The organism is Candidatus Zixiibacteriota bacterium (genome assembly GCA_036480375.1).
In the GTDB taxonomy this organism is placed as follows: Bacteria; Zixibacteria; MSB-5A5; order GN15; family JAAZOE01; genus JAZGGI01.
Map to the genome: position 1 here is coordinate 53,241 of JAZGGI010000028.1, position 25,802 is coordinate 79,042.

General features: G+C 43.9%; 24 protein-coding genes. 9 read left to right on the forward strand and 15 right to left on the reverse strand.

The genetic code is table 11. The features are described 5' to 3' along the window. The first annotated feature begins 64 nt into the window (after window positions 1-64). Both V3V99_08600 and V3V99_08605 read left to right on the forward strand, forming a co-directional pair. Window positions 65-613, forward strand: coding sequence for an archaemetzincin (locus tag V3V99_08600; GenBank protein MEE9442712.1), 549 nt, complete (start codon window positions 65-67; stop codon window positions 611-613). After that, window positions 568-2,877, forward strand: coding sequence for a DEAD/DEAH box helicase (locus V3V99_08605; protein MEE9442713.1), 2,310 nt, complete (start codon window positions 568-570; stop codon window positions 2,875-2,877). The genes V3V99_08600 and V3V99_08605 overlap by 46 nt, the downstream gene beginning before the upstream one ends. Before the next feature lie 257 nt (window positions 2,878-3,134). Here the strand turns inward: V3V99_08605 and V3V99_08610 are convergent, their stop codons facing one another. The 5 genes from V3V99_08610 to V3V99_08630 all read right to left on the reverse strand — a co-directional run bounded on the left by V3V99_08610 (window position 3,135) and on the right by V3V99_08630 (window position 5,298). Beyond that, window positions 3,135-3,479 carry a hypothetical protein gene (locus tag V3V99_08610; protein ID MEE9442714.1) on the reverse strand — a complete coding sequence of 115 codons (345 nt, stop codon included), beginning with the start codon at window positions 3,477-3,479 and terminating at the stop codon, window positions 3,135-3,137. 333 nt (window positions 3,480-3,812) lie between these two features. After that, window positions 3,813-4,610 carry a Swt1 family HEPN domain-containing protein gene (locus tag V3V99_08615; GenBank protein MEE9442715.1) on the reverse strand — a complete coding sequence of 266 codons (798 nt, stop codon included), beginning with the start codon at window positions 4,608-4,610 and terminating at the stop codon, window positions 3,813-3,815. Between the two features lie 11 nt (window positions 4,611-4,621). Next, window positions 4,622-4,846 (reverse strand): hypothetical protein, encoded by a 225-nt coding sequence (locus V3V99_08620; GenBank protein MEE9442716.1) that lies wholly within the window; start codon window positions 4,844-4,846, stop codon window positions 4,622-4,624. A 19-nt stretch (window positions 4,847-4,865) separates the two neighbouring features. After that, window positions 4,866-5,078: a LuxR C-terminal-related transcriptional regulator gene (locus tag V3V99_08625; protein ID MEE9442717.1), complete on the reverse strand. Its 213-nt coding sequence runs from the start codon at window positions 5,076-5,078 to the stop codon at window positions 4,866-4,868. Window positions 5,079-5,082: 4 nt separating this feature from the next. Next, a complete protein-coding gene (locus tag V3V99_08630; GenBank protein ID MEE9442718.1) occupies window positions 5,083-5,298 on the reverse strand; it encodes a hypothetical protein in 216 nt (71 codons plus the stop codon). 251 nt (window positions 5,299-5,549) lie between these two features. Here V3V99_08630 and V3V99_08635 point away from each other — a divergent pair, with 251 nt between their 5' ends. Beyond that, a complete protein-coding gene (locus V3V99_08635) occupies window positions 5,550-5,981 on the forward strand; it encodes a hypothetical protein (GenBank protein MEE9442719.1) in 432 nt (143 codons plus the stop codon). Between the two features lie 158 nt (window positions 5,982-6,139). After that, window positions 6,140-6,415: a hypothetical protein gene (locus V3V99_08640; GenBank protein MEE9442720.1), complete on the forward strand. Its 276-nt coding sequence runs from the start codon at window positions 6,140-6,142 to the stop codon at window positions 6,413-6,415. A gap of 310 nt (window positions 6,416-6,725) precedes the next feature. Here V3V99_08640 and V3V99_08645 read toward each other — a convergent pair whose 3' ends face one another. The 3 genes from V3V99_08645 to V3V99_08655 are packed head-to-tail and all read right to left on the reverse strand — an operon-like array spanning window position 6,726 to window position 10,989. Continuing rightward, window positions 6,726-9,134: a S49 family peptidase gene (locus V3V99_08645; GenBank protein MEE9442721.1), complete on the reverse strand. Its 2,409-nt coding sequence runs from the start codon at window positions 9,132-9,134 to the stop codon at window positions 6,726-6,728. Further along, window positions 9,134-10,201 carry a hypothetical protein gene (locus tag V3V99_08650; protein ID MEE9442722.1) on the reverse strand — a complete coding sequence of 356 codons (1,068 nt, stop codon included), beginning with the start codon at window positions 10,199-10,201 and terminating at the stop codon, window positions 9,134-9,136. Before V3V99_08650 ends, V3V99_08645 begins: the two co-directional genes overlap by 1 nt. Continuing rightward, window positions 10,198-10,989 (reverse strand): RNA methyltransferase, encoded by a 792-nt coding sequence (locus V3V99_08655; protein ID MEE9442723.1) that lies wholly within the window; start codon window positions 10,987-10,989, stop codon window positions 10,198-10,200. The genes V3V99_08650 and V3V99_08655 overlap by 4 nt, the downstream gene beginning before the upstream one ends. 75 nt (window positions 10,990-11,064) lie before the next feature. On the opposite strand from V3V99_08655, the gene V3V99_08660 reads away from it, so the two are divergent. After that, entirely contained in the window at window positions 11,065-13,704 is a 2,640-nt protein-coding gene (locus V3V99_08660; GenBank protein ID MEE9442724.1) for a patatin-like phospholipase family protein, read from the forward strand. Here V3V99_08660 and V3V99_08665 read toward each other — a convergent pair whose 3' ends face one another. After that, a complete protein-coding gene (locus V3V99_08665; protein ID MEE9442725.1) occupies window positions 13,705-15,462 on the reverse strand; it encodes a chloride channel protein in 1,758 nt (585 codons plus the stop codon). It abuts the gene before it with no gap. Window positions 15,463-15,648: 186 nt separating this feature from the next. Here V3V99_08665 and V3V99_08670 point away from each other — a divergent pair, with 186 nt between their 5' ends. Together V3V99_08670 and V3V99_08675 are read left to right on the forward strand one after the other, a co-directional pair. Next, complete coding sequence (locus tag V3V99_08670; GenBank protein MEE9442726.1) at window positions 15,649-16,797, forward strand: FAD-binding oxidoreductase; 1,149 nt, start codon at window positions 15,649-15,651, stop codon at window positions 16,795-16,797. 85 nt (window positions 16,798-16,882) lie between these two features. Beyond that, complete coding sequence (locus V3V99_08675) at window positions 16,883-17,674, forward strand: alpha/beta fold hydrolase (protein ID MEE9442727.1); 792 nt, start codon at window positions 16,883-16,885, stop codon at window positions 17,672-17,674. A 788-nt stretch (window positions 17,675-18,462) separates the two neighbouring features. Here the strand turns inward: V3V99_08675 and V3V99_08680 are convergent. The 6 genes from V3V99_08680 to V3V99_08705 form a co-directional block, all read right to left on the reverse strand. Next, window positions 18,463-19,080, reverse strand: coding sequence for a hypothetical protein (locus V3V99_08680; GenBank protein ID MEE9442728.1), 618 nt, complete (start codon window positions 19,078-19,080; stop codon window positions 18,463-18,465). A gap of 425 nt (window positions 19,081-19,505) precedes the next feature. Further along, window positions 19,506-20,153: a hypothetical protein gene (locus V3V99_08685; protein ID MEE9442729.1), complete on the reverse strand. Its 648-nt coding sequence runs from the start codon at window positions 20,151-20,153 to the stop codon at window positions 19,506-19,508. 127 nt (window positions 20,154-20,280) lie between these two features. After that, window positions 20,281-20,517 (reverse strand): hypothetical protein, encoded by a 237-nt coding sequence (locus V3V99_08690; GenBank protein MEE9442730.1) that lies wholly within the window; start codon window positions 20,515-20,517, stop codon window positions 20,281-20,283. Window positions 20,518-20,720: 203 nt separating this feature from the next. Then, window positions 20,721-21,407 (reverse strand): hypothetical protein, encoded by a 687-nt coding sequence (locus V3V99_08695; GenBank protein MEE9442731.1) that lies wholly within the window; start codon window positions 21,405-21,407, stop codon window positions 20,721-20,723. A gap of 318 nt (window positions 21,408-21,725) precedes the next feature. Next, entirely contained in the window at window positions 21,726-22,319 is a 594-nt protein-coding gene (locus tag V3V99_08700; GenBank protein ID MEE9442732.1) for a NifU family protein, read from the reverse strand. Window positions 22,320-22,349: 30 nt separating this feature from the next. After that, a complete protein-coding gene (locus V3V99_08705; GenBank protein ID MEE9442733.1) occupies window positions 22,350-23,492 on the reverse strand; it encodes a P-loop NTPase in 1,143 nt (380 codons plus the stop codon). Window positions 23,493-23,749: 257 nt separating this feature from the next. Here V3V99_08705 and V3V99_08710 point away from each other — a divergent pair, with 257 nt between their 5' ends. Both V3V99_08710 and V3V99_08715 read left to right on the forward strand, forming a co-directional pair. After that, window positions 23,750-25,393, forward strand: coding sequence for a T9SS type A sorting domain-containing protein (locus V3V99_08710; protein ID MEE9442734.1), 1,644 nt, complete (start codon window positions 23,750-23,752; stop codon window positions 25,391-25,393). A 146-nt stretch (window positions 25,394-25,539) separates the two neighbouring features. Beyond that, complete coding sequence (locus V3V99_08715) at window positions 25,540-25,677, forward strand: hypothetical protein (GenBank protein MEE9442735.1); 138 nt, start codon at window positions 25,540-25,542, stop codon at window positions 25,675-25,677. Window positions 25,678-25,802 lie beyond the last annotated feature (125 nt).

A 25,802-nucleotide genomic window follows, 5' to 3' on the forward strand; every position in this document is an offset into this window, starting at 1 on the left:
GCAGAATTGAAATGAAAGTTTCACCTGACGGCTCCACCAGCCAATTCTTTTATGCGGATTAATTATGAGTCTATTGCGGGCTAAAATCGTAATCGTTCCCCTCGGTGATGTTGACTTAACTCTGGTCAATCGCCTGGCCGGTTCTATCGGAGGCGTTTTCAATCGCGGCGTTGACATTCTCAAAGGCATGCGGATGCCGCAGGAAGCATTCAATGAAACCCGCAATCAATATTACGCCCGGATTATTTTATCCAAACTGGAACGGATCAAAGCCAACGCGCGTGAAACGATAGTCGGAATTTGCGAAGAGGACATATATTTGCCCAATCGCCATTTTGTTCTCGGCTATGCCGATAATTTGAGTTCTACCGGAGTTGTCTCGCTCTTTCATTTCCGCCAGGAATTCTACGGCCTCCCCGATGACGAAAAACAGATTTATCCTCGCCTATATAAAGAAACAATTCACCAGATGGCGCATATTTATTCCATCCCTGCCTGTTCCAATCCCAGTTGTGTTCATTATGATTCCACGGAAATGCTCGACATCGACAACAAATCGGATAAACTGTGCGATATCTGCGTCAGGAACCTGCAACAGGTACGCACCACATGAATCTGCCCCGGATTCTCGAGTCATTCCGGACCGATCCTGAAACGGTCAACGGCATCGCTCACTGGGAAACGATTTCATCAAGACCCGCCATAACCAAACCTTTCCCGAATTTCATTAACGAAAAACTAATCAACTGCCTCAAAACCCGCGGCATCGATTCATTATATTCGCATCAACTTGAGGCTATCGAACAAATCAATGAAGGCAAAAACGTCGTCGTCGTGACCCCGACCGCGTCGGGCAAAACTCTTTGTTATAATATCCCCGTGATAAATCGCGTCATGCTCGAACCGGAAACTCGCGCTCTCTACCTCTTCCCGACCAAAGCTCTCGGAGCCGACCAGCTTGACGAACTGCATGGACTCGTAACCGACCTTAAAGTCGATATAAAAACCTATACCTTCGACGGCGACACCCCGCAGGAAGCTCGCCGCGCCGTCCGGTCGGCGGGCAATATCGTCATTACCAATCCTGATATGCTCCACGCCGGAATCCTCCCGCATCACACCAAATGGATAAAACTTTTTGAGAATCTCAAATACATAGTTATCGACGAGGTACACCAGTATCGGGGAATTTTTGGTTCGCATCTGGCGAATCTTATGAGAAGACTGAAACGAATTTGCAATTTCTATGACAGCCATCCGCAATTCATCTGCTGCTCGGCAACGATTGCCAATCCCGACGAATTGGCCTCGAAACTAATTGAACAGCCGGTCGTCAAAATTGACAAAAACGGAGCTCCCGCCGGAGAAAAACATTTCATCCTGTATAATCCGCCGGTCGTTAATGCCGAGTTGGGCATCCGCCGTTCGGCGGTAAACGAAACCGAACGGCTGGCGTCGAGATTCATCCGGGAGAAAATTCAGACTATCGTCTTCGGCCGTTACCGCATGCAGGTCGAAATCATCCTGCGCTATCTTAAAGAAAAATTCAAACATGAATTCGGACGAGGAATAAAAATCGCCGGATACCGCGGCGGTTACCTGCCTAATGAACGGCGCAAGATCGAGCAGGGCGTCCGATCCGGCGAGATTACAGGAATTGTTTCGACCAATGCCCTTGAACTCGGCATCGATATCGGCTCACTTGATGTTTCTATCATGTGCGGTTTTCCCGGCTCCATCGCGTCAGTCTGGCAGCAGGCCGGACGGGCCGGACGCAAAGCCGGGGTATCGGCGGCGATCATGGTCGCGACCTCATCGGCCTTGCCGCAGTTTCTCATGTCGCACCCGGAATATTTCTTCAAACGCACCCCCGAAGAAGGCATCGTCGATCCCGATAACCTGATAATTCATTCCAGCCACATCAAATGCGCCGCCTTTGAATTGCCTGTCTGGATGGGTGAAAAAATCGGGCCCGAACCGGTCGATGATATCATGGAATATCTCGAAACCAAACGAGTCGTTCGTTCGGCGGGCGACAAGTACTACTGGTCATCCGATATATATCCCGCCAATGAAGTTTCCCTGCGTTCGGCTTCGCCCGAAAATTTCGTAATTTTGAATACTTCTGATAGTGATAGAGTTATCGGTGAGATCGATTATTTTTCCGCGCCGGAATTTCTGCATCCCGAGGCGATTTATATTCACGGCGCCGAAACCTATCAGGTTAAAAAACTCGACTGGGACGGACGGCGCGCTTACGTCGAGGAAGCCGATGTTGATTATTACACCGATGCCGAAGAGAAGGCGGAACTCAAAATCCTCGAAGTTGATGAGAAAAAATACATCTCCCCCGGTACCATCGGTCACGGCGATGTATCGTTGACGCGCGTTATCGTGCTCTTCAAAAAAGTTAAATTCCACACTCACGAAAATGTCGGTTCCGGGCCGGTCGCGCTTCCCGAGCAGGAGATGCACACGACTTCATTCTGGTATCAGTTCCCCAACGACCTCGCCATTTCGGCTAACCTGACCGAATCGAATTTGGGCGGAGGCCTGCGGGGCGTCGCCAATGTCCTGCAGAAAATCGCTCCGTTGTGGCTCATGTGCGACCCGCGCGATATCCGGTCATTGTCGCGCGTGAAGGATACTTTCACCGGTTGTCCGACGTTATATGTTTATGATAATATCCCCGCCGGAGTCGGATTCGCTGAAAAATTATACAACATGGTTCCCGACATCTTTCGTGCCTGCAAACAGCACATTATAAACTGCGGTTGCGCCGGAGGCTGCCCTTCCTGCACCGGCCCGCCGTTAGAGCTTGGCGAAAAAGGTAAGAATGCTACAGTTGATGTGTTGGATGTTATTCTGGATGAATGAACTAAAAAAGCAAAATAATAGTCCGCACTTCTAACAGGCAGTTATAAACTTAAGAATAAGTCAACCGAAATCCCCGCCTGTGAACAAATCGATTTTAATAGTATAGGACCAACATCTTGTGAACTATGGGAAAGGATTACAATTCTCCCGGAATCATTTTCCCAAATTTCATGTTTGCTTGATCTAATTTGACAGAATCCTAATTTGCGGAGTTTTTTTCTTACTTGACGTAATGTTATTGTCGGTTTGTTTCCCAATTATATAACACACTCCTGTAATCCGGATTCACCAAAATTAAAATTCATTAATTCTTTACTTCGTAATTTTGACGATGGATGTGAGATTTTTTTCATTATAATGGAGTGATATTCCTCGATAAATTCCTTCGGTGCCAGGCGGGGTATATAATTTGACAACTCATCGTGATGTTTGGCGGCAATATATTTAAGATATTCGCCTATTAAAATGCTGCATTCTTCTCTTGCGGCTTTTGGGGATGATCCCTGGGCTACTATATTCAGGTCGATACAAATAGCCACCCAATAATTGCCTTCTTTTTTGGTGTAACCTCTGAAAATCACTTGTTTATTTGGCGTTGCCACAAATTCCTCCGAGTCACCACTATATTATATGTGTCGGATAACAATTACCACAATTTTAGCGGCAGTTTTATATTGATCTTTCCAAGCCTTATAAATTATACACAGAAACAAAAAAAAACAAGACATTTCTCGCTTGACTTAAGTGTCTGTTATAGCATACTATACGAGAGTCAAACAGCATATATTGAGTTGCGGCTGCGCCGGAGGCTGTCCTTCCTGCACCGGCCCACCCCTCGAACTCGGCGAAAAAGGTAAGAATGCAACGGTGGATGTGTTGGATGTTATTTTGGACAATAATTAATATACACCATACAAACTCTAAAACAAGTTATTTCACAATAATTTCTTCTTAGCATTTATTTGACGGCACCACTTTGTATACTGGACATCCACAAGCTTGATATTTTCTGAATTCAGAGGATTCATATGACATATTACGCATCTTGAATGATAAACTTCCTCAATCATGTTTTCTAGCCAACCTCGCTTGGGCAATATTCCGTCCTTAACCAACTTATCATCAACTTTTTTCACCAATTTATTAAGCTCTTTCAAATCCAGATAACCAATTTCGCTTTTTGCCCTTTTTTGATGCCAAGGATTTTTATCTTCATTCTTTTTCCTGTCTTCTACATTCCTTTTTAAATCATCCAGTTTTGGCAACTTATTCCACCAATCATACCCATATTTCTTTTCAAGTGCTATCTCTAGAAATTTCCGGATAGAATTTTCCAATAAATATAGTGTGGCAAAAGTCGTTAACATTTTGGCAGATTCTGATATTTGAGTGGCTGAAAGCAGCGGCTCCTTTGAAATTATTGAAGAATCAATCTTTATTATATGTTCCTTTACTGAGTTTCTTTTATTTGATTTTTTGGCTAATTTCTTTCCTGTTTTTGCCATATTTCCATTCATTGTTGCCCATTTATTTTGATACTTCATAGTTTCTTGAAATTTCTCATCGTTTAGATATTTTTTGATTTTAATACCTATTGAATGCGCAAGTATATAATAAGATACGTCGGTTGGCATCAATAACTTATCCCTTATCGCCGATGCCTTTTTTGATATAGCAGCCCCTGATACGTCAAGTCCTTTAATTAACTTTGACTTTAATTCGCGATTTATCATTAATGTTATCCTTATTTAGATTTCTTTTTTCCCTTTTTTTTTGCCTTACTCAATTGAACCGAAACTGTTCCGGGGGTAGTACCAATTAGCTCTGATATTTCGGCAGGATTCAAACCAAATTTGGCCAAATGAATAATCTTATCATTTTTTGTCTCATATTTTTCGGTAGCAGTTATCGCCAAAATAGCCTTAATATTCTTTAATTCTTCCAACATCTCCTTGAGTACTTTTTCCATCACGCCTCCTAATGAATGATTATTTACGCTTCTTACTTTTCTTTTTAAGATTGGATAAATGAGCGGCAACAGCAGATCCGGATATGCCCATAACATCACCGATTTCTTTATTACCCATACCGCTATATTTCAACATTGATACAGACTTTTCTTTCTCTAATCCGTTCGTGGCTTGTATTGCCAAGAGATTTATTATGACTGATAATTTCTTTGATATTTCATCTTCATTCATTTTGTTAATCTCCTTTACTTTTTTTTAATTCCCTTGAAATAGTCGCCCTAATGATATTTGGCTTAATACCCAAAATATCAGAAATCTCATTATTCTCAAAACCACATCTGTGAAGACTCATAATTTTAACATTTTGCGTTTTATCGCCTAATACATTTAACGTTAGCAATTTACTTATCCTATCAAGACGATTAATAACAATATCCAATTGTTTTTCCATAATTCCTCCTCTATATATTAATATCTATACCATAAGGAACTATGTCAACAATAGTTTTTTATATTATTAAGTGTGACGGGTTCCCTCCCTGATACGCCACATTTTGCTATGGATTTTGGGAGTTTGCACTTTCGCCCGACAAAATGCTCCGATCTATGTCCAAAAATATTAATATATCAATATAATATCAAATCAACAAGAATTATTCTCGTATTATATTTCATAATCAACCTTAATTTGGGGAGTAACCCATGATTTCCAGAATTACCAAAATCTCATTACTGGTTGCAGTCTGCCTGCTTTTTGGCGTTATCGCCTTCAGCGGCGAAGGGGAAGAAGAGGCGACTAAAGCATCGGGAAATTTGGAACTTCAAAAGCTTCTTATGAGCCGGCAGGCGGAATTTACAAAACAAATGCAGGAAGTTGAAAAGCAATATCCTCTCGTTGCCCTGGCGTATAAAATGCAGGAAGCAATTATTGTACAGCGCACCGAAGCAATCGAACACACCGAATTGGATTATTATCGTAGTTCATTGACCGGTCAGAATGTTGTTATTACAGAGCATTCTATTCAGATGAAAATATGCTTGGATAAGCTTAAAACAGGCTTGATGAGGGCCGAAACCGATGGGGACATATCAAACGCCTTCAATAGTTTCGGTGGCTGTATAAGGGGCGACTGACATAGTCCCGACAGAATTAATTCACATTCCGGACAGACATACCCGCCTGTCCGGAAACCACCCAATTTTTACCCAAATTGCCCTTAATTACGGACTTCCCTCTTTCGGTGAGGATAACTATTGGAATGACAAAAGAACATTAAGGAAGAATAAGATAAATGACAAAATTTTCTGTAAAAAGTTTAGCTAAGCTACGCGACAGCCGAAAAGGGATAACATCCCCAACAGCCAAAAAACAGGCATCCGCCTGTCGGAATCACCATCGATTTGATATGACCAAAAACGTTAATCTGAGGAAACAAACCCATTTTTACCGCGCAGGTGTGGACACCTGCACGGCACCAAATACTATTAACATGATGTGGATACACCGCGCGACAGCTGAAAACAGGCTTTCGCCTGAAAAAGGACAAAACGAACCCAATTCGCTGTAACTCAAACAAAAACAAGAGATTACAGGGAATTTCCAAAAAAGAAAATGTGAATAACTCGGTATCGTGGGTTGACTAATGTCACCGAACAATGTTTGATGACGGCGATTGCGATGAACATCAAGAAGATGGCGGGCCATCTTTATTATTTGGTCATTTATTGGTTGAAAAAGCGCTTTTATTGGCAAATTATCATCCTGAAAGCCGGAAATCGTTTTTTCATAAATTCCTCCATTGCGTGGTTTATTAGACAAAATTCATACTTGTCTAATTCGTAACACAAGAATCTATTAAATGTTTTTTTGATTTTCGACTATTCAATTTCCAGATCGTAAGGCATACGATAATATACGTGAGAACCGTAAGGGTTTTGGAAAATTTCCTGAACGATTGAGTCGCCTGCGAACATATCATATAATCGGGAAACAAATCCCGATAAATAAAACGGATTCTTAAAGAAATAACGCTTCTGCGGCAGATAAACCAGTTCGACATCATCACGGTTTAACACGGCTTTTTTACATACTTCGGTTATGGCCGCGTCGATTCCCCCCAGATTGTCGGCAAGTCCGTTCTTTACGGCTTCCCGGCCGGTCCAGGTTTGCCCTCGTCCCAGAGTATTTACCGAATCGGTCGAAATCCCACGGGCAACCGATACTTTATCGAGAAAATTATCATACAAAGCCCGCAGGTGCTCTTTCATCGTCAATCGTTGTTCCGGAGTGAACGGTTTTGACAAAGAGAACATTCCGGCGTTTTTGCCCCGTGTGATTGATTCCGAATATAAATCAAGTTTTTCGTATAAACCGGCAATATTGATTTTTCCTCCAAAGACACCGATTGATCCGGTAACGGTATTGCGGTTGATAAAAATGTCAGAGTTTACCGAGGCGATATAATAGCCTCCCGAAGCGGCCACATTGCTCATCGAAACTGCAATCGGCTTACGCTTTGCCGTCTTCTCAATTTCATGCCATATCAAATCGGAGGCCAGGGCGTCTCCGCCGGGGGAATTGATACGTAGAACTACTCCCTTGATATCGTCATTTCCGGCGGCAAGACGAATGGCTTTGAGCATCTCATATTGTCCGATTTTACCTTCATTACCGGGCAGGATGTCTCCTTCGGCAATAATAATTCCTATTTGGGGACGTTGTCCCCAATAATCATCAACCCGGTCGCGGGTGACATAGTCATAAATCGAGATTCTTTCGGCGAGCAATTTACGATTCGACCCGGCGTATCTTTTCAAGGCTTCATCCGGATAGAGGCGTTCATCGCATAAACCGTATTCGACCGCTTCGATGGATGTCAGCGGCCCGGCGTCTATCAGGATTTTTACCGAATCCGAACTCAGGTCGCGATTGGCCGAGATTTCAGTTATCATCTCGCCGAATAAATTATCGAGAAGTCGATTCACCTGTTCACGGTATGGCTCGCTCGGTTTTTCGAACATATACACTTCGGGATACGTCTTGTACTCATCAATGCGTTCGAATTCCGCTTCGATGCCGAGTTTATCCATCAGGCCTTTATACATCATGATATTGGCATGCAATCCCAGCAATCGCAGTTGTGATACCGGCGGCAAAATTATCGTGTCGGCCGCGCAGGCGAGTAAATACCCGGTATTATTCGGAGTGTGAAGAAATGAATAAACAGATTTTCCCGACTGACGAAAGTAATCGACCGCGTCTGATAATTCCTCGGTTTTCCCCAATCCGCATCGGAGATTTTTAATGTTTAAGAATAATCGCTCAATTTCTTCATCATCGGCCGCTGTGTAAATCGCGTCCACATAATCGATAAACTTCAGTGGCCGGCGCCCAAAAAAAGGTATTTGGGGATTTTCCGGCAGGGTTCCGTCAAGGTTTACTACCAGAGTTTTTTTTTGAGATTTGATAAACGAGGGCTGCTGTCCGCGCACGGTGCCTATATATGTAGTCGCGTGAATATTCTTCGCGTCACGGTCGAAACTGCTGTAATGGCCGGCATAATTGGATCGAAGATTCATTCGAAAGCCGACGCTAAAATGTGAATGATTGTCGACATCGGCATAAATATATAAACCCGGCTTAGGGCGGAACTCGATGCCGGTGCGAAAATCAGCTTGCCTGATACTTTCACGGCTTGTCATATCAACATCGAATGAAACGGTGACAAGGTCCCGATAGGTGCGCGCAGCAATGCCATACACAAATCGCATATCACTTTTCTCGCCGTTTATTTTCCCCCGATTAATATTCTCAATGAGGGCTCCAAGACTGACATTTTTACTGCGTCGTATGAGCAAACCGAAATTCCAAAGATGACGTTTTCTTAAATGCTCGGCACCTTCGGATATATAGCGATATGAAAATCCGAACGAGGTTCTCCGCCCGCCTCCAAAAGCCAAAATATATTCCTTGTGATCCGGCAGAAGACCGCCTTTGATAAATCTATAAGCAACTCCCATAGCCCGCGTGGTTGAAGCCACTCCCCAGTCTCTTATGATGCGATCTTCCCGATGGGAGAATAAATAAATAGCTCCCATTTGCCGGTTGCCCAAAGCGGCGGGATTTGACCATATGGAATTTTGACCTGACGTCGATGCCACCGGTGAGTAGAAAAACAATTCACTCGGCAAGATAATTTCCTGACCGATACAAACCGAGGTGGTTGACAGACATATGAAAAATAAGATTAATAATATCCGTCCTTGGTAAGTCAGAATATTTTCCATCAATTTCCTCCCGCATGATGTTCGCTATCCGGACCGTTAATTATTATGTTGCCGTCCCCCTTGATTGACAACCGTGCTTCGGCTGCAGCTTCGCCGACATCAAATTCAAGCCGTTCATCGTACACCAGGGTTGGTTCAAATAGAAACCCTTCCGCTTTGACAAAACTATCGGAGCCGAATTTGCATATAAAGGATGCATCGACCCTACCGGCAATACCCAAAACTATTTTACTATACCGATTGTTGACGCGAATTCTCCCAGAGGTAAGGGAATCCAATTCAAGAGCAATAGGCGCCGAAACGTTTTTCACCCGATTGCGATTTCCGACCAATGATATCCTTTTTCCGCTTATCAAGCCATAACTGGTTCCGACATCTATACTCCCGATAAATGAATCAATTGATATTTCTCCGTTTTCATTTCGAATAAACGCGGTCTGTTGACCGGTTTTAATATTCTCGAGTTTTATTTTCTCATATTTATTTTTGGCTTTTAAATCGCCGCTGATATTCTTTAGAACTAACGGGCGGTTGGAAACATTTATGTCTGTCAATCCATTGACCTTGTTTACGGTAACCTTACTGAGCGATTCGGAAACGACGAATTCCTCAAACGGCCCCACGGCTTCAATATCAAAATAGGCTGTATTAATCTCAATCTGACACCCGACGGGAACATCGATGCGCACGTCGAGACTGGCGGAATTATTACTCCCGGACCAGGGTGCGTCGGCCGGGGCTCTTAGCCAGATAGTTATGGCGGTTTTTTGGTTATCAATTTCAACTGATATAAGATCGGCGTAAGCGGCGGCTTCAGCTTCATTGGGGGTCTTCATTTTTTTCTGGTAACTAATGCGGAAGTTTTTTCCTCCAGCACCGAGATACAGATTACCGCTCAATGAATTCGCCGAATTTATAATTACCTTTTTCTCACCGGGGAAGATGACGGTTATCAATTGGGATTCTCCGGAGAAGATGCCGCCCTTTTGCCTTTTCAGGTTTTCGGCCGAGATTATTGAACCCAGCATAAAACAAATAAAACCGACGGAAATTATGGATCGAATCATGATGACGTCCTTTCCGAATTATTCAGCCAGAACATTAAAGCCGTTCCGGCCATAGCGGCATTTAGTGATTCAACATTTTTAGACATGGGAATCCTAACGGCATAATCAGCGTTATTTTCAAAAACGTCGTCCCCACCGACCGCTTCCGAACCGATAATTAAAGCCAGCTTTCCAGGAAGTGATTTTAGGTTATTCAGGTTTTCACCATTAATATCAGCTAATAACAACTTGTAACCGGATTCTTTTAACTTTTCCACAATTAACTCAGGGGCAAGTTTTTCTATAAACGGCTGACTGAAACATGCGCCCATACTGGCCCGCATCGTCTTGGGATTATTAATTTCGACTGTTTTTGTGCTGGTAATTACCGGCGCCAAACCAAACGCCGCTGCCGATCTCATCAACGTCCCCAGATTACCAGGATCATTTATATTATCACACACAAGTAATCTACGCATCCCCCGATTCAAATGTTGCTCCAGATTATACTTTCGGGATTTAAATACTCCAACTATCCCCTGCGATGATTTGGTACTGACAATTCTTTCAATATCTTTAACGCTTATATCATGGACCGCGATTTTATTTCGCTCAAATGATTTTACCAACTTCAGGCCTCGTTCGTTTAGGCGCGCGGCCGAGTAATATACTTTTTCGGGGTGATAATTTGATTTCTCGGCTTCTTCCAGAAGCCTCACTCCGTCACACAAAAACAAACCTTCGGCTTGGCGATATTTTTTTCTTTTCAACACTGTCAGCTTTTTTATTTCCGCATGAGATAATCTCATTGCAAATAATCCTTGAATTTTGCTGGTAATAATGCCAACTTAACAAAAAGAATTATTTTTAGGTTTGGGGAGCAAGTGAAATCTACGGTCGGATTAATATTATTTTTCGCTTTGATGATATCGTCGTTAAGCGCCTATGCGTCTAACGCGATAATCGATGCAAGCCCGGAAGAAAATATCGATTCAGTTATTATCGTACGGGACACAATTATATCTTATAATCAAGACAAATTGCCCAAAAACCATTCTTTAAAAATAGGGCTTGCTCTTTCTGGAGGCGGAACGCGCGGAATCGCTCAGGTTGGTATCCTTAAGGCATTTGAAGAGGCGGGAATTAAGATTTCGTATATCGCCGGGACTTCTATTGGGAGCGTTATCGGTGGATTGTATGCATTAGGGTATTCTCCGAATGAAATCGAGAATTTTACCCGGTCCTTTGATTTTTCCACGCTATTTTCAGATTCTCGAGAGCGCAAATCAATGTTCTTCACTCAACGAGAGGAAAAGAAACGTTACTTATTTTCAGTCAGGTTCACAGGTGTCAAACCATATTTCCCGCAAGGATTCGCGGCCGGACAGAGACTGACTTCATTATTGACCGATCTGACAATTCGTGCCAATTATATATGCGGCGGAAATTTTGATAACCTGCGCATTCCTCTTCGGGTAATCGCGACTGATATCGGGTCCGGAAAGGAAGTTGTTATCGGGAGCGGGAGTATGGCCGACGCGATGCGAGCATCGATAGCTTTTCCGCTGGCTTTTACAGCCGTAGATTTCGAAGATAAAAAATTAATGGACGGCGGTTTAGTCACGCCGATTCCGGTCGATGTCTGCCGTCGGATGGGCGCCGATTTTGTCATCGCCGTTAATACCGCCTCGCGTTTGTTGCCCGCCGATGAAGTGATCAATCCGGTAGACGTCGCCAATCAAGTAACGACGATTATGCAGCAAGAATCATTATCGGAACAATTGAGCCATGCCGATATGATCATCACTCCCGCACTGGCGGATATTGAAAATTATGATATGAGCTACCATGATAGCCTGATAACGATCGGATACAGCGCCGGGAGAGAAGCTCTGAGTGAAATCCAACAATATCTCAGGTATGAAAAGAATAATTCCATTATACCAATGTCAAACATTGAATCCGCTCGTGATGATAGCTTATTAGACCTAATTTCCCGGCAGTTTAATCGAAGCGACAAGACGAATTCCAATAATCATGAGTATTACGGAAATTTCGATCCGAAAATGTATTTCCACAAAATAGTTTTTTGGCCGGAAAAACAATCTGATTCGACAATAGTGAAATTCGACGGAATACCCAATCATAGCGCGTCTGCCATCACTTATGTGTTTTCCGGGAATTCAGTATTTTCCGATACTCTCTTAAACAGCTTTTTCCCTCACGATCTAAGAATACTCTCGATGAAAGAGGTTAAATCGGCCGCGTCATTGATTATTGACGTTTATCGAGAATCCGGGTATGACCTGGCCTATATCAAGCATCTTATTTACGATCACGAAGCAAAAAAAATACTGGTGGAAATTGACGAAGGCCTGCTTCAATACGTCGATATTCGTGGGAATGAAAGAACCCGAAGCTGGATAATCAAGGCCAATTATATGTTGCGTCCGGGCGAGCCGTTTGATACTCACAAATCGGAACGGGGACTGGAAAATATTTACGCCACCGGATTTTTCGAACGGGTCAGTCTCGATATACGACCTTCTGATAAAGGTGTCCACCTAACGATAAATGTCAAAGAAAAGCCGTTTACTCAACTGCGCTTTGGCGCTCACTGGGATGATGAATTTCAATCGGAAATGTTTTCGGAACTACTCGATGATAATATCTTTGGAGCCGGAATTCAGGCTTTGACGCATGTGACGTTTTCTTCCCGGCGTAGTAAATACTTCTTATCCCTGAAAGCGGACCGATTATCAAAGACTCTTTTAACGGCCCAAACCAAGGGCTACTTTTCCCGTTTGAGGAGACGATTGTTCCAACCTGACGGAGCGCCTCAGGGTTACCGTATTGAAGACCGACTGGGAGGATCAATATCGGCGGGTCAGCAAATTTCACGTCTGGGAACATTTACCTTTGAATATAAACTCGAAGATATTCGAACCGAGCATACGTTGACAGGTGTGGAGAATAATCAGGTATTATCTGTATTTGCGATTCGTTCTACCGTGGAGACCTACAACAAATTCCCCTATCCCGATTATGGCCATCGCCAGGAGTTTAATCTTGAATTTTCGGGCAAATGGCTCAGCGGCACATATGACGAATATACTAAAATGTATAGTTCCATTGAGGCTTACTGGCCGTGGGGTAAAGACCTGTGCTTTAATCCCAAACTATCTCTGGGAATTTCAACGGCTGATCTTCCCGATATCGAAAAGTTTTACATCGGCGGTATGTATAATTTTTCAGGTTATCGAACTCACCAGTTAGTCGGCGATAAATTTTTCGCCGCCAATCTAAGATGGCGCTTGCATCTGCCTTATCGCCTATACTTATTTATTAATTTCGATTATGGCAATGTGTATGATGAATATGAGCATATTAAAATGCGTGATTTTCTTAAAGGGTGGGGTATGGCGCTGTCGCTGGACACCATCCTGGGACCGTTTGAATTTGGTTACGGCAAGGCCGAATATCATCCTTATCGCATGTATCTAAATATCGGATTGAGATTCTAATTATTCATTGAATGATTCAATCAGGCGCTTATTATAAACGGTCATCATATCGTCGCGCCTGAGTACCGCTATTATATGACGGCTGTCGGGCGAATCAACAACCGGCACCAGCTGCAAATCCTGCATGCCGATTTTTTCGCGAACCCGTTCCAGGGTGTCATCCGGAGTAACGGTAATGATATCGGTATGGGCGATATCCTCGGCGATAATCAAATCATCCAGACCGCTCCTGGTCAACACGCTCCGTAAATCCTGAAGGGAAATAATTCCCTGGAGATGATTTTCATTATCGACGACCATATAGTATGTCTCGCGAGTCGATTCTATTTTGTGAATTATTTTATTGAGAGGCGTGGACGGAAGCACCGTTTCGAATTTCCGATCCATGACTTCATAAACCTGCAGTGACCTTAAAATCATCAGATCTTTGCCGCCTTTGAGGAACACCCCCCGCGCCGCCAGCTTTATCGTATAGATCGAATATTGATAGAGATGTCGGCTGACCAAGGTTGAAAAAGTCACAGCCACCATCAGAGGCAGGATAATACGATAATCACTGGTCATTTCAAAGATAATGAGAATGGCCGTAATCGGGGCGTGAGTCGTTCCACCCACCAGAGCCGCCATACCGACTAAAGCGTAGGCCCCCGACGAACCGGTAACATCGGGAAAATAAGAGTGAACCATGCTGCCAAAAGCCCCTCCCAGCATTGCTCCCATAAATAATGACGGCGCGAAAATACCGCCGGAGTTACCTGACCCCAGAGTCAATGACGTTCCCAGGATTTTGAGGAAAATCAGGATAAACATCAACCAGAACGCCATCCGGCCGTATAAGGCCAGATTAATTGTATCGTAACCATCGGCGAATATCTGGGGATAAAAGATTCCGACCATTCCCAAAAGAAGTCCGCCAATAGCCGGTTTACTGATTTCCGGTATTTTTAGATTATCGAAAAATGTCTCCGACCAGCCCAATATCCGTGTAAAAATTACCGCGACAACTCCGGCCAATCCCCCAAGCAGGACATACATCGGCATTTCCCAGGCCGAAACCAGTTCATAAGCCGGGACTTCAAAAGCGGGATGATTTCCCAGAGCCGAACGAGTAATAACCGATGCCAATACTGACGAGAGCAAAACCGGCGCAAAGGTTTTGATGGCAAAATCACCAAGGATGACTTCAAGCGAGAAAATTATCCCCGCGATTGGCGCGTTAAAAACCGATGATATTCCCGCGGCCGCTCCGCACCCTACCAGAATTCTAACGCGGTTGCCCGACATTTTGAATATTCGTCCGATGGTTGAGCCGATAGCCGAACCTATCTGGATGATGGGACCCTCGCGACCGGCCGAACCGCCTGAGCCGATACATATCGCCGATGCCAGCGCCTTAATCGCGGCCACCTGAGGCCTGATGATACCGCCTTTTCGAGCGACGGCGTCCATGACTTCGGGAACGCCATGGCCTTTGGCTTCTTTGGCGAAATAATATATTAATGGCCCGGCCAATAATCCACCCGCGGCGGGTATGGCGATTATCCACCATTTATAGCCGCCTTCGCCTGCGGTAAGAAATCCCGAAAGGACATCGGCCGAATATCCGAAGAATAATTCCCGAGCGAATTCAATCAGGGAAATAAATAAAAGAGCACCATAGCCGGTTCCGGCGCCGACTAAGAGAGCCAGGATAATAAGTACATTAGTTTCGGACAGCTTTAGGCGCCGTCTCATTTTTCCGGAAAATATTCTATACATGATTTAGCTCCGCCCGGGCGCAAACAATCTATACAAAAATCATATCGACGCAAGTTATAATTTTTTAAATTAAATCCGCGCAAAACCCTCCAACTGACGGTATCGGCTTGATTTCCCTTGACTTTGCAGGGTATCAAATTAAATTGCTGTCGTGAAAATATTCACGAATATGTCTGGAAAACAGCTATGACAAAGAATTATGACGCGATTATAATCGGAGCCGGAATAGCCGGATTAGCTACCGCGTTTAATCTTGCTAATAATAATTTCGGTGATATTCTTGTTCTTGAGAAGGAAATGTTTATCGGCGCCGGAGCAACCGCCAAATGCGCCGGCGGAATCCGAGCTCAATTTTCATCGAAAGTCAATATAGAAATCTCAATGAAATCGATCGAGATATTTGAGAATTTCGACCATATAACCGACGAACCGACGTTATATGACCAGGTCGGATATATGTTTCTATTAACCGAAGAGTCAACGGTTGAACCATACTTGCGGGCGGCTGATTTGCAGCGATCTCTGGGGTTGAATATTGAAATACTGGATGCCGACGACGTAAAAAAATTAGCTCCGCCAGTTCTGACCGATGATATTATCAAAGCAACTTTCCACGGCCGCGACGGCCTGGGCGATCCGCATGAATTTTTGCAGGGATATTTTCGAGCTTCCAAACGGCTGGGCGTTGAGATACTAACCGAAACTCCCGTCACCGGAATAATAATCGAAAACGACAAAATTTGCGGGGTGAAAACATCTAACGGTAATTTTGGAGTCGCCGTCGTTATCAATGCTGCCGGTCCGTATTCCAAACTTATCGGCGATATGGCGGGAATAAAAATTCCGATTGAACCTATCAGGCGGCAAATCGTTACTTCCGGCGAACTTGATTTTATCCCGGCAACAATGCCGATGGTGGTCGATGTCTCTTCCGGTTTATATTGTCACAAAGAATCCAAGGGACTTTTGATGGGCTGGGCCGATAAAGATGTCGAGCCGGGATTCGATGAGTCGCAGGACCCCGATTATAACGACAACATCCTGATGAAAGCTCTCGATAGAATTCCACAGATGGAGACGGCCGAAGTCGCCAATAGCTGGGCAGGATTGTATGAGACGACTCCCGACCATCATGCTATCATCGGATTCCATAATCAGGTCGGGGGGTTTTTCACTATCGGCGGTTTTTCCGGGCACGGATTTATGCATGCCCCGGGTGCCGGATTAGTCGCCACGGAAATCATCTGCGGAAAAGAACCTTCGATTGATATCAGTCGGCTGGCTCCGGATCGATTTATCAATGGCCCCGTCGAGGAGGAAATCAATATTATCTGAGCAGGGCGGAAAATTTTTATAATTTCCACTTGGTACTCGCAGTTTTTTGTTGACGTTCAGTCACTTATCGCTTTTTTGACAAATTATGATTAAAGATTTGGGCAAACTTATCGTTATCGGTGTGGTATTATTTTTTGCCGGTTTCTTTTTGAAATCGGTTGGTGTCTCCGAAAGCACCGCTACCGGCGCCGAAGATCACCATATGACATTAAAACTTTCGGACGGATTGATTCTGCACGCCTGGCTTTCCGAGGCGATCGTTGATACTACTAACAAGACAACCAAACCGGGATTGGCATTACTGCTCCCGATGATGTCGAAAACTTATAAATCTTATGCTCCGTTTACCGCAAAGATAAACGAACTGGGTTACGCGACTCTTGCGTTTGATATGCGCGGACACGGACAATCAACCCAAGTAGGCGATAAAGAAATTTCATACTCAAGTATGGATAAATCCGAATTTGCCAGGATGCCGTCCGATATTAATTCGTTCTTCAATGATTTCAAATCCAAACATCCAGATAGCTATAATTACGATGACGTAATCGTAATCGGCGCGTCGATAGGGGCCAATACCGCCGCGATACTCTTGAAAGAAAACTGGGTCAGCCGTTCGGTTTTATTATCGCCTGGAAAAGATTATCGAGGGCTTATACCTGGTGATGTCCTGCATCAGAAAGAACTGACCAAACCGATTTATATCGCCGCCGCCACCGATGATACCTATTCGTCCGAATCGAGCCAGTGGCTGTTTGATAATTATAACGGACCAAAAGTATTCAAAAAATACCCCGGCCAGGATCACGGAACCGACATTCTGCATAACGTTCCCAACGCCGATAAAGAACTGTTGGAGTGGTTGAAGGGAAAGTAGTTCGGCGGCAATTGAATACGCATATACGATCCAACACATTCACATATTTTAATCTCCTAACCCTAAAAATTGAAATGACATTTGGTGCGCGGCAGATGTGGAAACTGCCGTCGAAAATGGGTTTGTTTCCTCAGATTAACGTTTTGGGTCATATCAACAGGCGAAAGCCTGTTTTCAGCTGTCGCGCGGCAAGGCATATCATTGCGACATAGTATAAGTTTCCCTAATACCTGACTCGCTTCACTCCTTTCGGAATTTCGCTCTCGAGAATGACAGGCGAAAGCCTGTTTCCAGCTGTCGCGTAGTCTAACTGATATTAGTGGCAAAAGTTTAGTCATTTATCTCTTTCTAGTTTTTCAGTAGGTCAGCATTCCGAGCAGAGACCCGAAAGGGTCGATGCGAGAAACCCGACAAAAGGCTGTATTTATCATTGCGAGCGAGTGAAATGAGCGTGGCAATCTGTGGCTTAGAGTTATCCACATTTACATTTCTGAAAATTCCTCGTATGTGAATGTTTCCGTATGACTTACAGTGAATTGGGTTCGTTTTGTCCTTTTTCGTACTTCGCAAAAGACTACTTTGCCATTTATAATTATCGCTCTGTCGTAGACACATTTCATTCTATAAAAGCGGATGATTTCAGAAAATGCGTTGGATTTGTTGATTATTTGTAATCGTTTAAGCGGGATTCCGCCGGTCATGCAAAGTAAAATCAGCAGACAAACCCAAAAATCCCCACCCAATGGGTAGGATGCAAAGTTATCATTGATGTTCTCCGGCAGGCATCACTAAAGTGTCAAGGCTCCATTTGGGGACACCGACCAGATTCTCAAGTAGTGATCATCTGAAAGTTCCGAAGCGAGTTCCGTCCTAATTGTCATTTCCGTGATGTCTCCACAGCTTTCAATAAAAATCTTGCTCCTTTTTGCGAGCAACTGATCGTTAATTAGATGGCACTCTCCCCGCGATAAATAATAGATACTGCAAAGACCGTTTTGCTCATTTGAAAGGTACGAGTTCATTTCTTGGTCAGAAACATATACAAACAAGCGAACTAGTTTCCTATCTTCTTCTTGCGGCTTGAAACATGCAAGCCTGGATAGATCCTTGATCAACCGTCCCGCCAGTTGCGTTCGATTAGCGTTCTGTCCCGACGGTATCTGACGGTAGTACTTGAATTCAATGACATATTTATCCCCGTTATTTCCGGATATGTACGTGTCAACTTCTGCCCCTTCTATGGCGTTGTGAGGAAGCTCTAATACTACATTATGAGGTAATATTGTGGTCCTCTCCGTCAAAGCTGCGTAAAAAGTGTATCTAACTGAATCCTCAGTGGTGTATACTTTCATTGTAAACCGTTCATTCAACAGTTCTTCAAAACGTTCGAATGCTTTTATTAACATATTCTCCATCTTTGTCCTTTCACTAATGGCCGGTCGCCCATTGTCCGGCCGGGTGCCGGACGCCTTAGACGTGGGAGTAGTTCAATCGGCTTTCAAGTTCGGTAATTTGTATTCTCCCGGTTCTATATCCCAAGAATCATCTATAAAAATTTTCCACCTAATGGGTGGGGTACAGTACCTATGTTCCCGTCCGTTCAAATTTCTATCTCCCAAGAACCATCTATAAAAAATTTCCACCCAATGGGCCTGTTGAAAAAACCTTGAAATGATCTTCAGCCTAAGGAATGGGGAGACATTTCGAATCGTAAGTTCTTGACACACAGCAGGTCACAATTTTGTTTTCACAAAATCAAGACCCGCCGCAACTCTTGGCAGTGGTTTTTCAACACGCCCTGAAGACTTGGGGCACCCGGGATCAAATAATATTAATCTTTCGGACAAGTTGATCTACAATCTTGAGCAAAGAACGAATTGTCTAAATCAACATCTTCATACCAAAGAGATGTTATACCGACGAAGACACCTATCCCAAAACCGCCAAGCCATATTGCATTTTCAGAGTAATTAACATTTGCCAAATCCAGTAAGAGCATACTGCCTATGGCAACTCCAAGGCTAGCAAGACCATTTTTGAGGAGATCTCTTTTCCCAATTTGAAGACGTTTTATTTCGCTCCTCGTTACCTCCATATAATGTTCGCGACGGCATATACTCAAGGATTCACTCGACAATGCTACGTAACGACCTTTAATCTTTCTTCCACTAATTGTCGTGATCTTTAATATATCCCTACATTGTACCACATATGTTCGCCATCTGCCCATTGATTGATTCGAACTGTTTTCTGATTTTGTTACCGTAGTCAAACCCAAATTTTGCCGCGGCATGACTTTTGGTACGAAACACTCTATAACGTTTACATTTTTATGATTTTTATTTATACCCGAATTTTTGTCTGCAATACATTGCCCCCAAGATACATTTGATATTGTGAGGGAAATGCAAAAGCAAATTAATAAGTAATTCCGCCCTATAGAGTTAACCACATTTCTCCCCCGCCATATGCTACGCATACCTACCTCCTTTGCTAAACATTAGTTATTTATGCCTACTGGTGACCCATTGTTCCCGCAACATCAACTTTATTTATGGCAAGAGCCTGTTGGGCTCCTTCCCTATAATTTTTATTCACTAACCTACCTAATCAAGAACACTTCTTATCATGCTGGATATAATCCCGATTGAGAATAAAATCGAGCCGAGGTTGTGGAGGAGATATCCGCCGGAGCGGAACCATTCTTTTTTGCCGGAAAACGGTATGAATGAAAAACCATTGCGCCAACCAGGATGTTTATCGCTGTGTAGTGCTGCTGATATGACAAGTACCAATAATCCCAGTATCATCCCGCCGGAAGTATAAAGTAATATCGTGTGCATATTTTCCTATCTTCAAAGCATCGCGCTTCGCGCGATTGTCAGGAGCGCAGGGCTCCTGACCTACTGTTATAAGTTGGCTCACGAGGCCAACACCAACTACTAATAATCTTCGGCAAGAACCTGTTGGGGTTTTTCCCTTCAATACTTCTCCGTCAGGTCACACCCGCCTTCGGCGTCCAAGACCTGACGGAACGAAGAACATTCTATTTCTTTCCATGAAAGAGGTATCCGATATTCACACTTGGGCAAAGAAAGTTGTTTCGTTTATCTTCATAAACATTAACCTGCTTTACCGATGATAATTCGAGATTTATTGTCAGATGATTTTTGACTAATATTGACGTCCCTATATTTGTAATTATTCCCCAGCCCCACTCTCTTTTTTCCCGGACTTGGGCTCGCACACCGAAAACGGGATTTACGGAAGCGTATAGATTAACTGAATTGAATTTTGTAAACCAAAAACTAAACGGCATACCTGCCCCGCCGCCTTCCAAGCTCCCATCTCCAAATACCAACGCGGCCGTAGGCGAAATGCTTAACTTATAATTTGGGGAATTTTTTACAATGGCCATTGTTCCAAATGAAAAGCCAAATCTATCGTCACGGCGGTTTTCCGATAAATCCTTCCAACCCTTAAATTGTAAAGAATAATGATCGCACAGCGCCATGCGAAAAGTTGCTTCACCACCAAAAGCTGTTTTTTCTTTGGTAACTTCGGGGCGCGTTTCGGGAAAGTATCCTACGCCGCCAAGAAATTGAGCTTGCTTCTGTGTCATTGGTCTTACCGGCAGGTTAATTGTCGGACTGTACACCAGGCTTGAAGTGCATCCCATTGATATCAAACTCGAAACGATGATAAGAAAGCTGAGAATCTGATTTAATTTCATTTTCATTCCCCTGGCAATAGTTAAAGGTTTTAAGTTTTATGGCAAGAGCCCGTTGGGGTTTTTCCCTTCAATACTTCTCCGTCAGGTCACACCCGCCTTCGGCGTCCAAGACCTGACGGAACGAAGAGACCTCATTGACCATATGGCAAGAGCCCGCTGGGCTCTTTCTCTACAATTCGAGAGAATCTCCCGCTAACTCTTTTATTAATATAAACAGTATATGATTTATTATTCGATTTCGCAAATAAAAAATCCCCCGGATTCGGGGGATTTTCTTGGGGCAAATTTCTATTTATTTCTACTTATTTCTATTTTTATTTATGAAAAGTAAGGCGATACGCCGGCGGTGTGGTCGGTAACGTCAATGACATCGGTTACTTCGGGAGCATGCTCTTTGAGGATTTGTTCAATGCCGTAACGAAGCGTATAAGTCGCCGAAGCGCATCCCTGGCACCCACCGCTCATCGTTAAGAATACGGTCGTGCCTTTGACATCAATCAATTCGACGCTGCCGCCGTGCGAGGCCAGACCGGGGTTGACCATCTCGTCAAATATCTTTTGGATCTTCTCTTTCAATTCCGGATTGGTCGGCTGCTCTTTGTTTAACTGCTCTTCGGAAATCAACTGACCGCCTTCGGCCAGCTTCTCGCGAATAACGATCCCGATCTGTTTTCCGACGTCGGCCCAGTTGCCCTCGGGAGATTTGGCGATGGTGATAGAGTAGCCGGCGACCATGACTTCCATTACTCCCTCGATGGCAAACAGACTTTCGAGAAGCGGCGAGCCTTTGGCCATATCCTTGTTTTTGCAATTGGCCATGCCGTCATAAACCTGTCGGTCCACGAGGAATTTGCAGACATCGGGGTTCATCTGCGGTTCGGCCATGATTCTTATTTCGTTGGTGTCTCCCATGAGCCACCTCCCTATTCGAGGTATTTTTTCTTAAACATTAAACGCCTTATCCGAGGCGTCTTTTTGTTTTATTTCCATCTGGTGCATTTTATCGAAACGATAGATACCGGTGTTGTGCCCGTCTGAAAAAGCAATCGAAACGGCATAACGTCCGATCCGCTCAAACGCGCCGATTTTTATATCCAGCGGTATTGATTTTATATCAAGAGTTTTCTGGCCGGTATCTTCGCTGACACACAAAGCACAGCCGCAATTAGCCCTCAAATCAGAAGGAGTAAACTCGGCGATATGGCCGTCGGGCCAGGTGAAACTCAGATTTCCGTCATCGGTAATTTCGATCTTCTCCGGTTCATTGGCTTCGATGCCTTTAGCCATGATATCTATGAATTTCGAGGCGATGTTGATAAATTCTTTAGCGGCCGGGCTGTCGGCTGTATTGAGAAGCAGCGGCGTTCCGTTATCACCGGAGGCCATCAGTTCGGGATCGAGGGGTATTCCGCCCAGGAAATTTATATCCAGATCTTCAGCCAGTTTCCTGCCTCCGCCCTGTTTGAAAATGTCGGTTTTTTCGCCGCATTTGGGGCAGGTAAAGCCGCTCATATTTTCAATTATCCCCAAAATCGGGACATTGACATGACGAAACATTTGGAGACCCTTTTGAGCAACTCCGAGAGCGACATGCTGAGGGGTAGTGACAATAATCACCCCCGATAGCGGAGCCTGCTGGGTCAGAGTAATCTGGACGTCGCCCGAGCCGGGAGGTAAATCGATAATCAGATAATCGAGATCTCCCCAGAGGACATTCCCCAAAAACTGCTGAATCATTTTCGATGCCATCGGTCCGCGCCAGATAACCGGCTGGCTGTCGTCGAGCAGTAAACCCAATGACATAAAAACCAAACCATGTTTTTCGAGCGGTAACAGATAATCACCTTTAACCTGGGGTTGTTGTTTGCCGACGCCCAGCATTTCCGGCTGGCTGGGGCCGTATATATCGGCGTCCATCAGGCCGACTTTGTATCCGGTTTTTTTGAGAGCCATCGCGAAATTGGTCGATACCGTTGATTTGCCGACACCGCCTTTGCCACTGCCGATAGCGATTATATGATTAACCCGGGCCAGTCCCCGCGGGACTTCCCGAAATGAGCGTCGAGGTTTTTTATTTTCTACCATAATCACTTTCCTGCTTTGTAAAAGTCAATTTTCAATTTATTTTTCTCCGCCTAAATACGCAACTTTAGCCAAAAAGGCAAGCTCCTCAGGCGATTATTGATATAACAATTTTGGCCCCGAGAAGTTCTCTAAAAAGATTAAATGTTTTCCCTTTACAATTTGAAATAATGTATTTAATTCTAATATTGATGATTTTATCGAACGAAACCATCATCCTATATCTATTTGAAGGATAAAATCCGAGGAAGGAATTTAACATGAAAAACCCATATCCTTTTTTACTGATTTGCCTGTTATTAACAGCAACTGCTTTTGCCGAGCCACCGAAAAACTTCACAACAAACCAAACCGCAATTATTGACAATACTACCTTTATTGACGCCAATAAGATTTTAATGTTTGTAACCAATCATGGTAACATTGGGAGAGATCTTTCGGGTTATTTCGGGTATGATTACGGGACCTTTTTCCCGTATGACGGTAATCCTGATGACATCATCAATGGTAATCCGTCGGCTATCAGATCTCCTTTATATGCCGGCGGTTTATGGCTGGGCGGCGTGGATGCCTCGACCGGTGATACGGTGCTGGCGATTTCTGAATACGGCAGCGAATATGTTCCCGGACCGATGGACAATGGTACATTTATGGATGATCAATGGTATTATCAAGTCTACAAATTATTTGGTGACTCTCTGGCATCTAACCCAAATCAGGACTATCTCGACTATATCAATTATGCCGATGAGCAAGGAGCTCCGCTTAACGATAGCGATCAGCCTGAAATGATCGGCGATCAAATGTGCTGGGCCGTTTATAACGACGCTGACGCCGGCAAGCGCGGAGATGTGGATGGGGGTTTGACCGACCCTATCGGAATCCAGGTAAAACAAACCGTATTCGCGTTTGATCAAATGGGGAGTTTGGGCAATACAATATTCTTAAGATTTCGCATTTATAACGAAGGCACACGAAATTTGAATAATTTTTATATATCTATCTGGGCTGATCCTGATCTGGGCGGAGCCGGAGATGATTATGTCGGGTGCGACACGCTTAATGATATTGGTTTCTGCTATAATGCCGATGGTGATGACAACCACTATGCCCATACTCCACCGTGCCTGGGTATCAAGTTACTCCAAACTCCCTTGCGCCCCAGATTCATCTCCGATCCTGATATTCCCGGACGGATGTGGGGGCAGACATACGCCGATTCAATCAACATTGGCATGGTATCATTTAATAAATATATCAACGGAACCGATCCTGATAATTATAAAGAATCGTATTGGTACATGAACGGGCTCGATAAATTCGGGAATCCTTATCAATACAACAGCCAAACACTGCTCTATGTACATTCCGGTAATCCGGTTGCCGGTACCGGCGATCTCGATTTTTACCCTGCTGATCGCCGCTTCATGATGACGACCGGTCCTCTATCGTTTAATCCCGGTGATTCGACGGAAATTATCGCTGCCTTAATAGTTGGCCAGGGTCCGGACAGATTGAATTCTATTTCGATTATGAAAAATATAGGCACCGTCGCACAGGATTTTTATGATAATAATTTTGGAATTCCAACCGCAGTTGATGAAAATGTAAATTCGATGATTCCCGGACAATTCGCACTCAAACAGAATCAGCCAAATCCGTTTAATCCAGGGACAAATATTGAATTTTATCTTCCGCGAGCGGGATTTGTTGAAATGAAGATATACAACATACTTGGTGAATTGGTTGACGAACCGTTATCGAAACATTTGAACCCCGGCATACATAATGTTTATTGGGACGGAATTGATTCCAAGAACAAGCAATTGCCGTCGGGTATTTATTTTTATCAATTGAATTTCGGCAATGAATCGCAAACGAAAAAAATGCTTTTGATGAAGTAATATATTTTTGGAGGGGCGCATTTGCGCCCCTCCTATAATTCATTGACATTGGACTCATTTCGATATACTCATAACAGGCAATCAGTATAGATTCTGTTATGCATCCTTGATGTATTCGGGCAAATTGAATATTAGGGGAGTTTGAATTGAGATATATGATAGCGGTCATTATCTGGTGTGCGCTAATATTCACTGCGGCTACGAGTCTGGCGGACGACGTCGTTTATTTGGTTAAGTATGTATTCAAAGACGGCGCTCCTCCCTTGGTTGGGTGTGCTAAGTAACGATTCGGTAACAAACCTCACTTGATATTTTATTTTTTGTTGGCGCACAGGACGTACGCCAACCACGACAACTCAAGAGTTGTCGCTACAAAAATGATTCGGTGGCAACAACTCTCGAGTTGTCC

Bases quoted from the DNA above. Each gene is read 5' to 3' on its own strand.
- V3V99_08600 (MEE9442712.1), top strand. From the start codon at position 65: ATGAGTCTATTGCGGGCTAAAATCGTAATCGTTCCCCTCGGTGATGTT.
- V3V99_08615 (MEE9442715.1), bottom strand. From the start codon at position 4,610: ATGATAAATCGCGAATTAAAGTCAAAGTTAATTAAAGGACTTGACGTA.
- V3V99_08620 (MEE9442716.1), bottom strand. From the start codon at position 4,846: ATGGAAAAAGTACTCAAGGAGATGTTGGAAGAATTAAAGAATATTAAG.
- V3V99_08625 (MEE9442717.1), bottom strand. From the start codon at position 5,078: ATGAATGAAGATGAAATATCAAAGAAATTATCAGTCATAATAAATCTC.
- V3V99_08630 (MEE9442718.1), bottom strand. From the start codon at position 5,298: ATGGAAAAACAATTGGATATTGTTATTAATCGTCTTGATAGGATAAGT.
- V3V99_08635 (MEE9442719.1), top strand. From the start codon at position 5,550: ATGATTTCCAGAATTACCAAAATCTCATTACTGGTTGCAGTCTGCCTG.
- V3V99_08640 (MEE9442720.1), top strand. From the start codon at position 6,140: ATGACAAAATTTTCTGTAAAAAGTTTAGCTAAGCTACGCGACAGCCGA.
- V3V99_08645 (MEE9442721.1), bottom strand. From the start codon at position 9,134: ATGGAAAATATTCTGACTTACCAAGGACGGATATTATTAATCTTATTT.
- V3V99_08650 (MEE9442722.1), bottom strand. From the start codon at position 10,201: ATGATTCGATCCATAATTTCCGTCGGTTTTATTTGTTTTATGCTGGGT.
- V3V99_08655 (MEE9442723.1), bottom strand. From the start codon at position 10,989: ATGAGATTATCTCATGCGGAAATAAAAAAGCTGACAGTGTTGAAAAGA.
- V3V99_08665 (MEE9442725.1), bottom strand. From the start codon at position 15,462: ATGTATAGAATATTTTCCGGAAAAATGAGACGGCGCCTAAAGCTGTCC.
- V3V99_08670 (MEE9442726.1), top strand. From the start codon at position 15,649: ATGACAAAGAATTATGACGCGATTATAATCGGAGCCGGAATAGCCGGA.
- V3V99_08675 (MEE9442727.1), top strand. From the start codon at position 16,883: ATGATTAAAGATTTGGGCAAACTTATCGTTATCGGTGTGGTATTATTT.
- V3V99_08680 (MEE9442728.1), bottom strand. From the start codon at position 19,080: ATGTTAATAAAAGCATTCGAACGTTTTGAAGAACTGTTGAATGAACGG.
- V3V99_08685 (MEE9442729.1), bottom strand. From the start codon at position 20,153: ATGCGTAGCATATGGCGGGGGAGAAATGTGGTTAACTCTATAGGGCGG.
- V3V99_08690 (MEE9442730.1), bottom strand. From the start codon at position 20,517: ATGCACACGATATTACTTTATACTTCCGGCGGGATGATACTGGGATTA.
- V3V99_08695 (MEE9442731.1), bottom strand. From the start codon at position 21,407: ATGAAATTAAATCAGATTCTCAGCTTTCTTATCATCGTTTCGAGTTTG.
- V3V99_08700 (MEE9442732.1), bottom strand. From the start codon at position 22,319: ATGGGAGACACCAACGAAATAAGAATCATGGCCGAACCGCAGATGAAC.
- V3V99_08705 (MEE9442733.1), bottom strand. From the start codon at position 23,492: ATGGTAGAAAATAAAAAACCTCGACGCTCATTTCGGGAAGTCCCGCGG.
- V3V99_08710 (MEE9442734.1), top strand. From the start codon at position 23,750: ATGAAAAACCCATATCCTTTTTTACTGATTTGCCTGTTATTAACAGCA.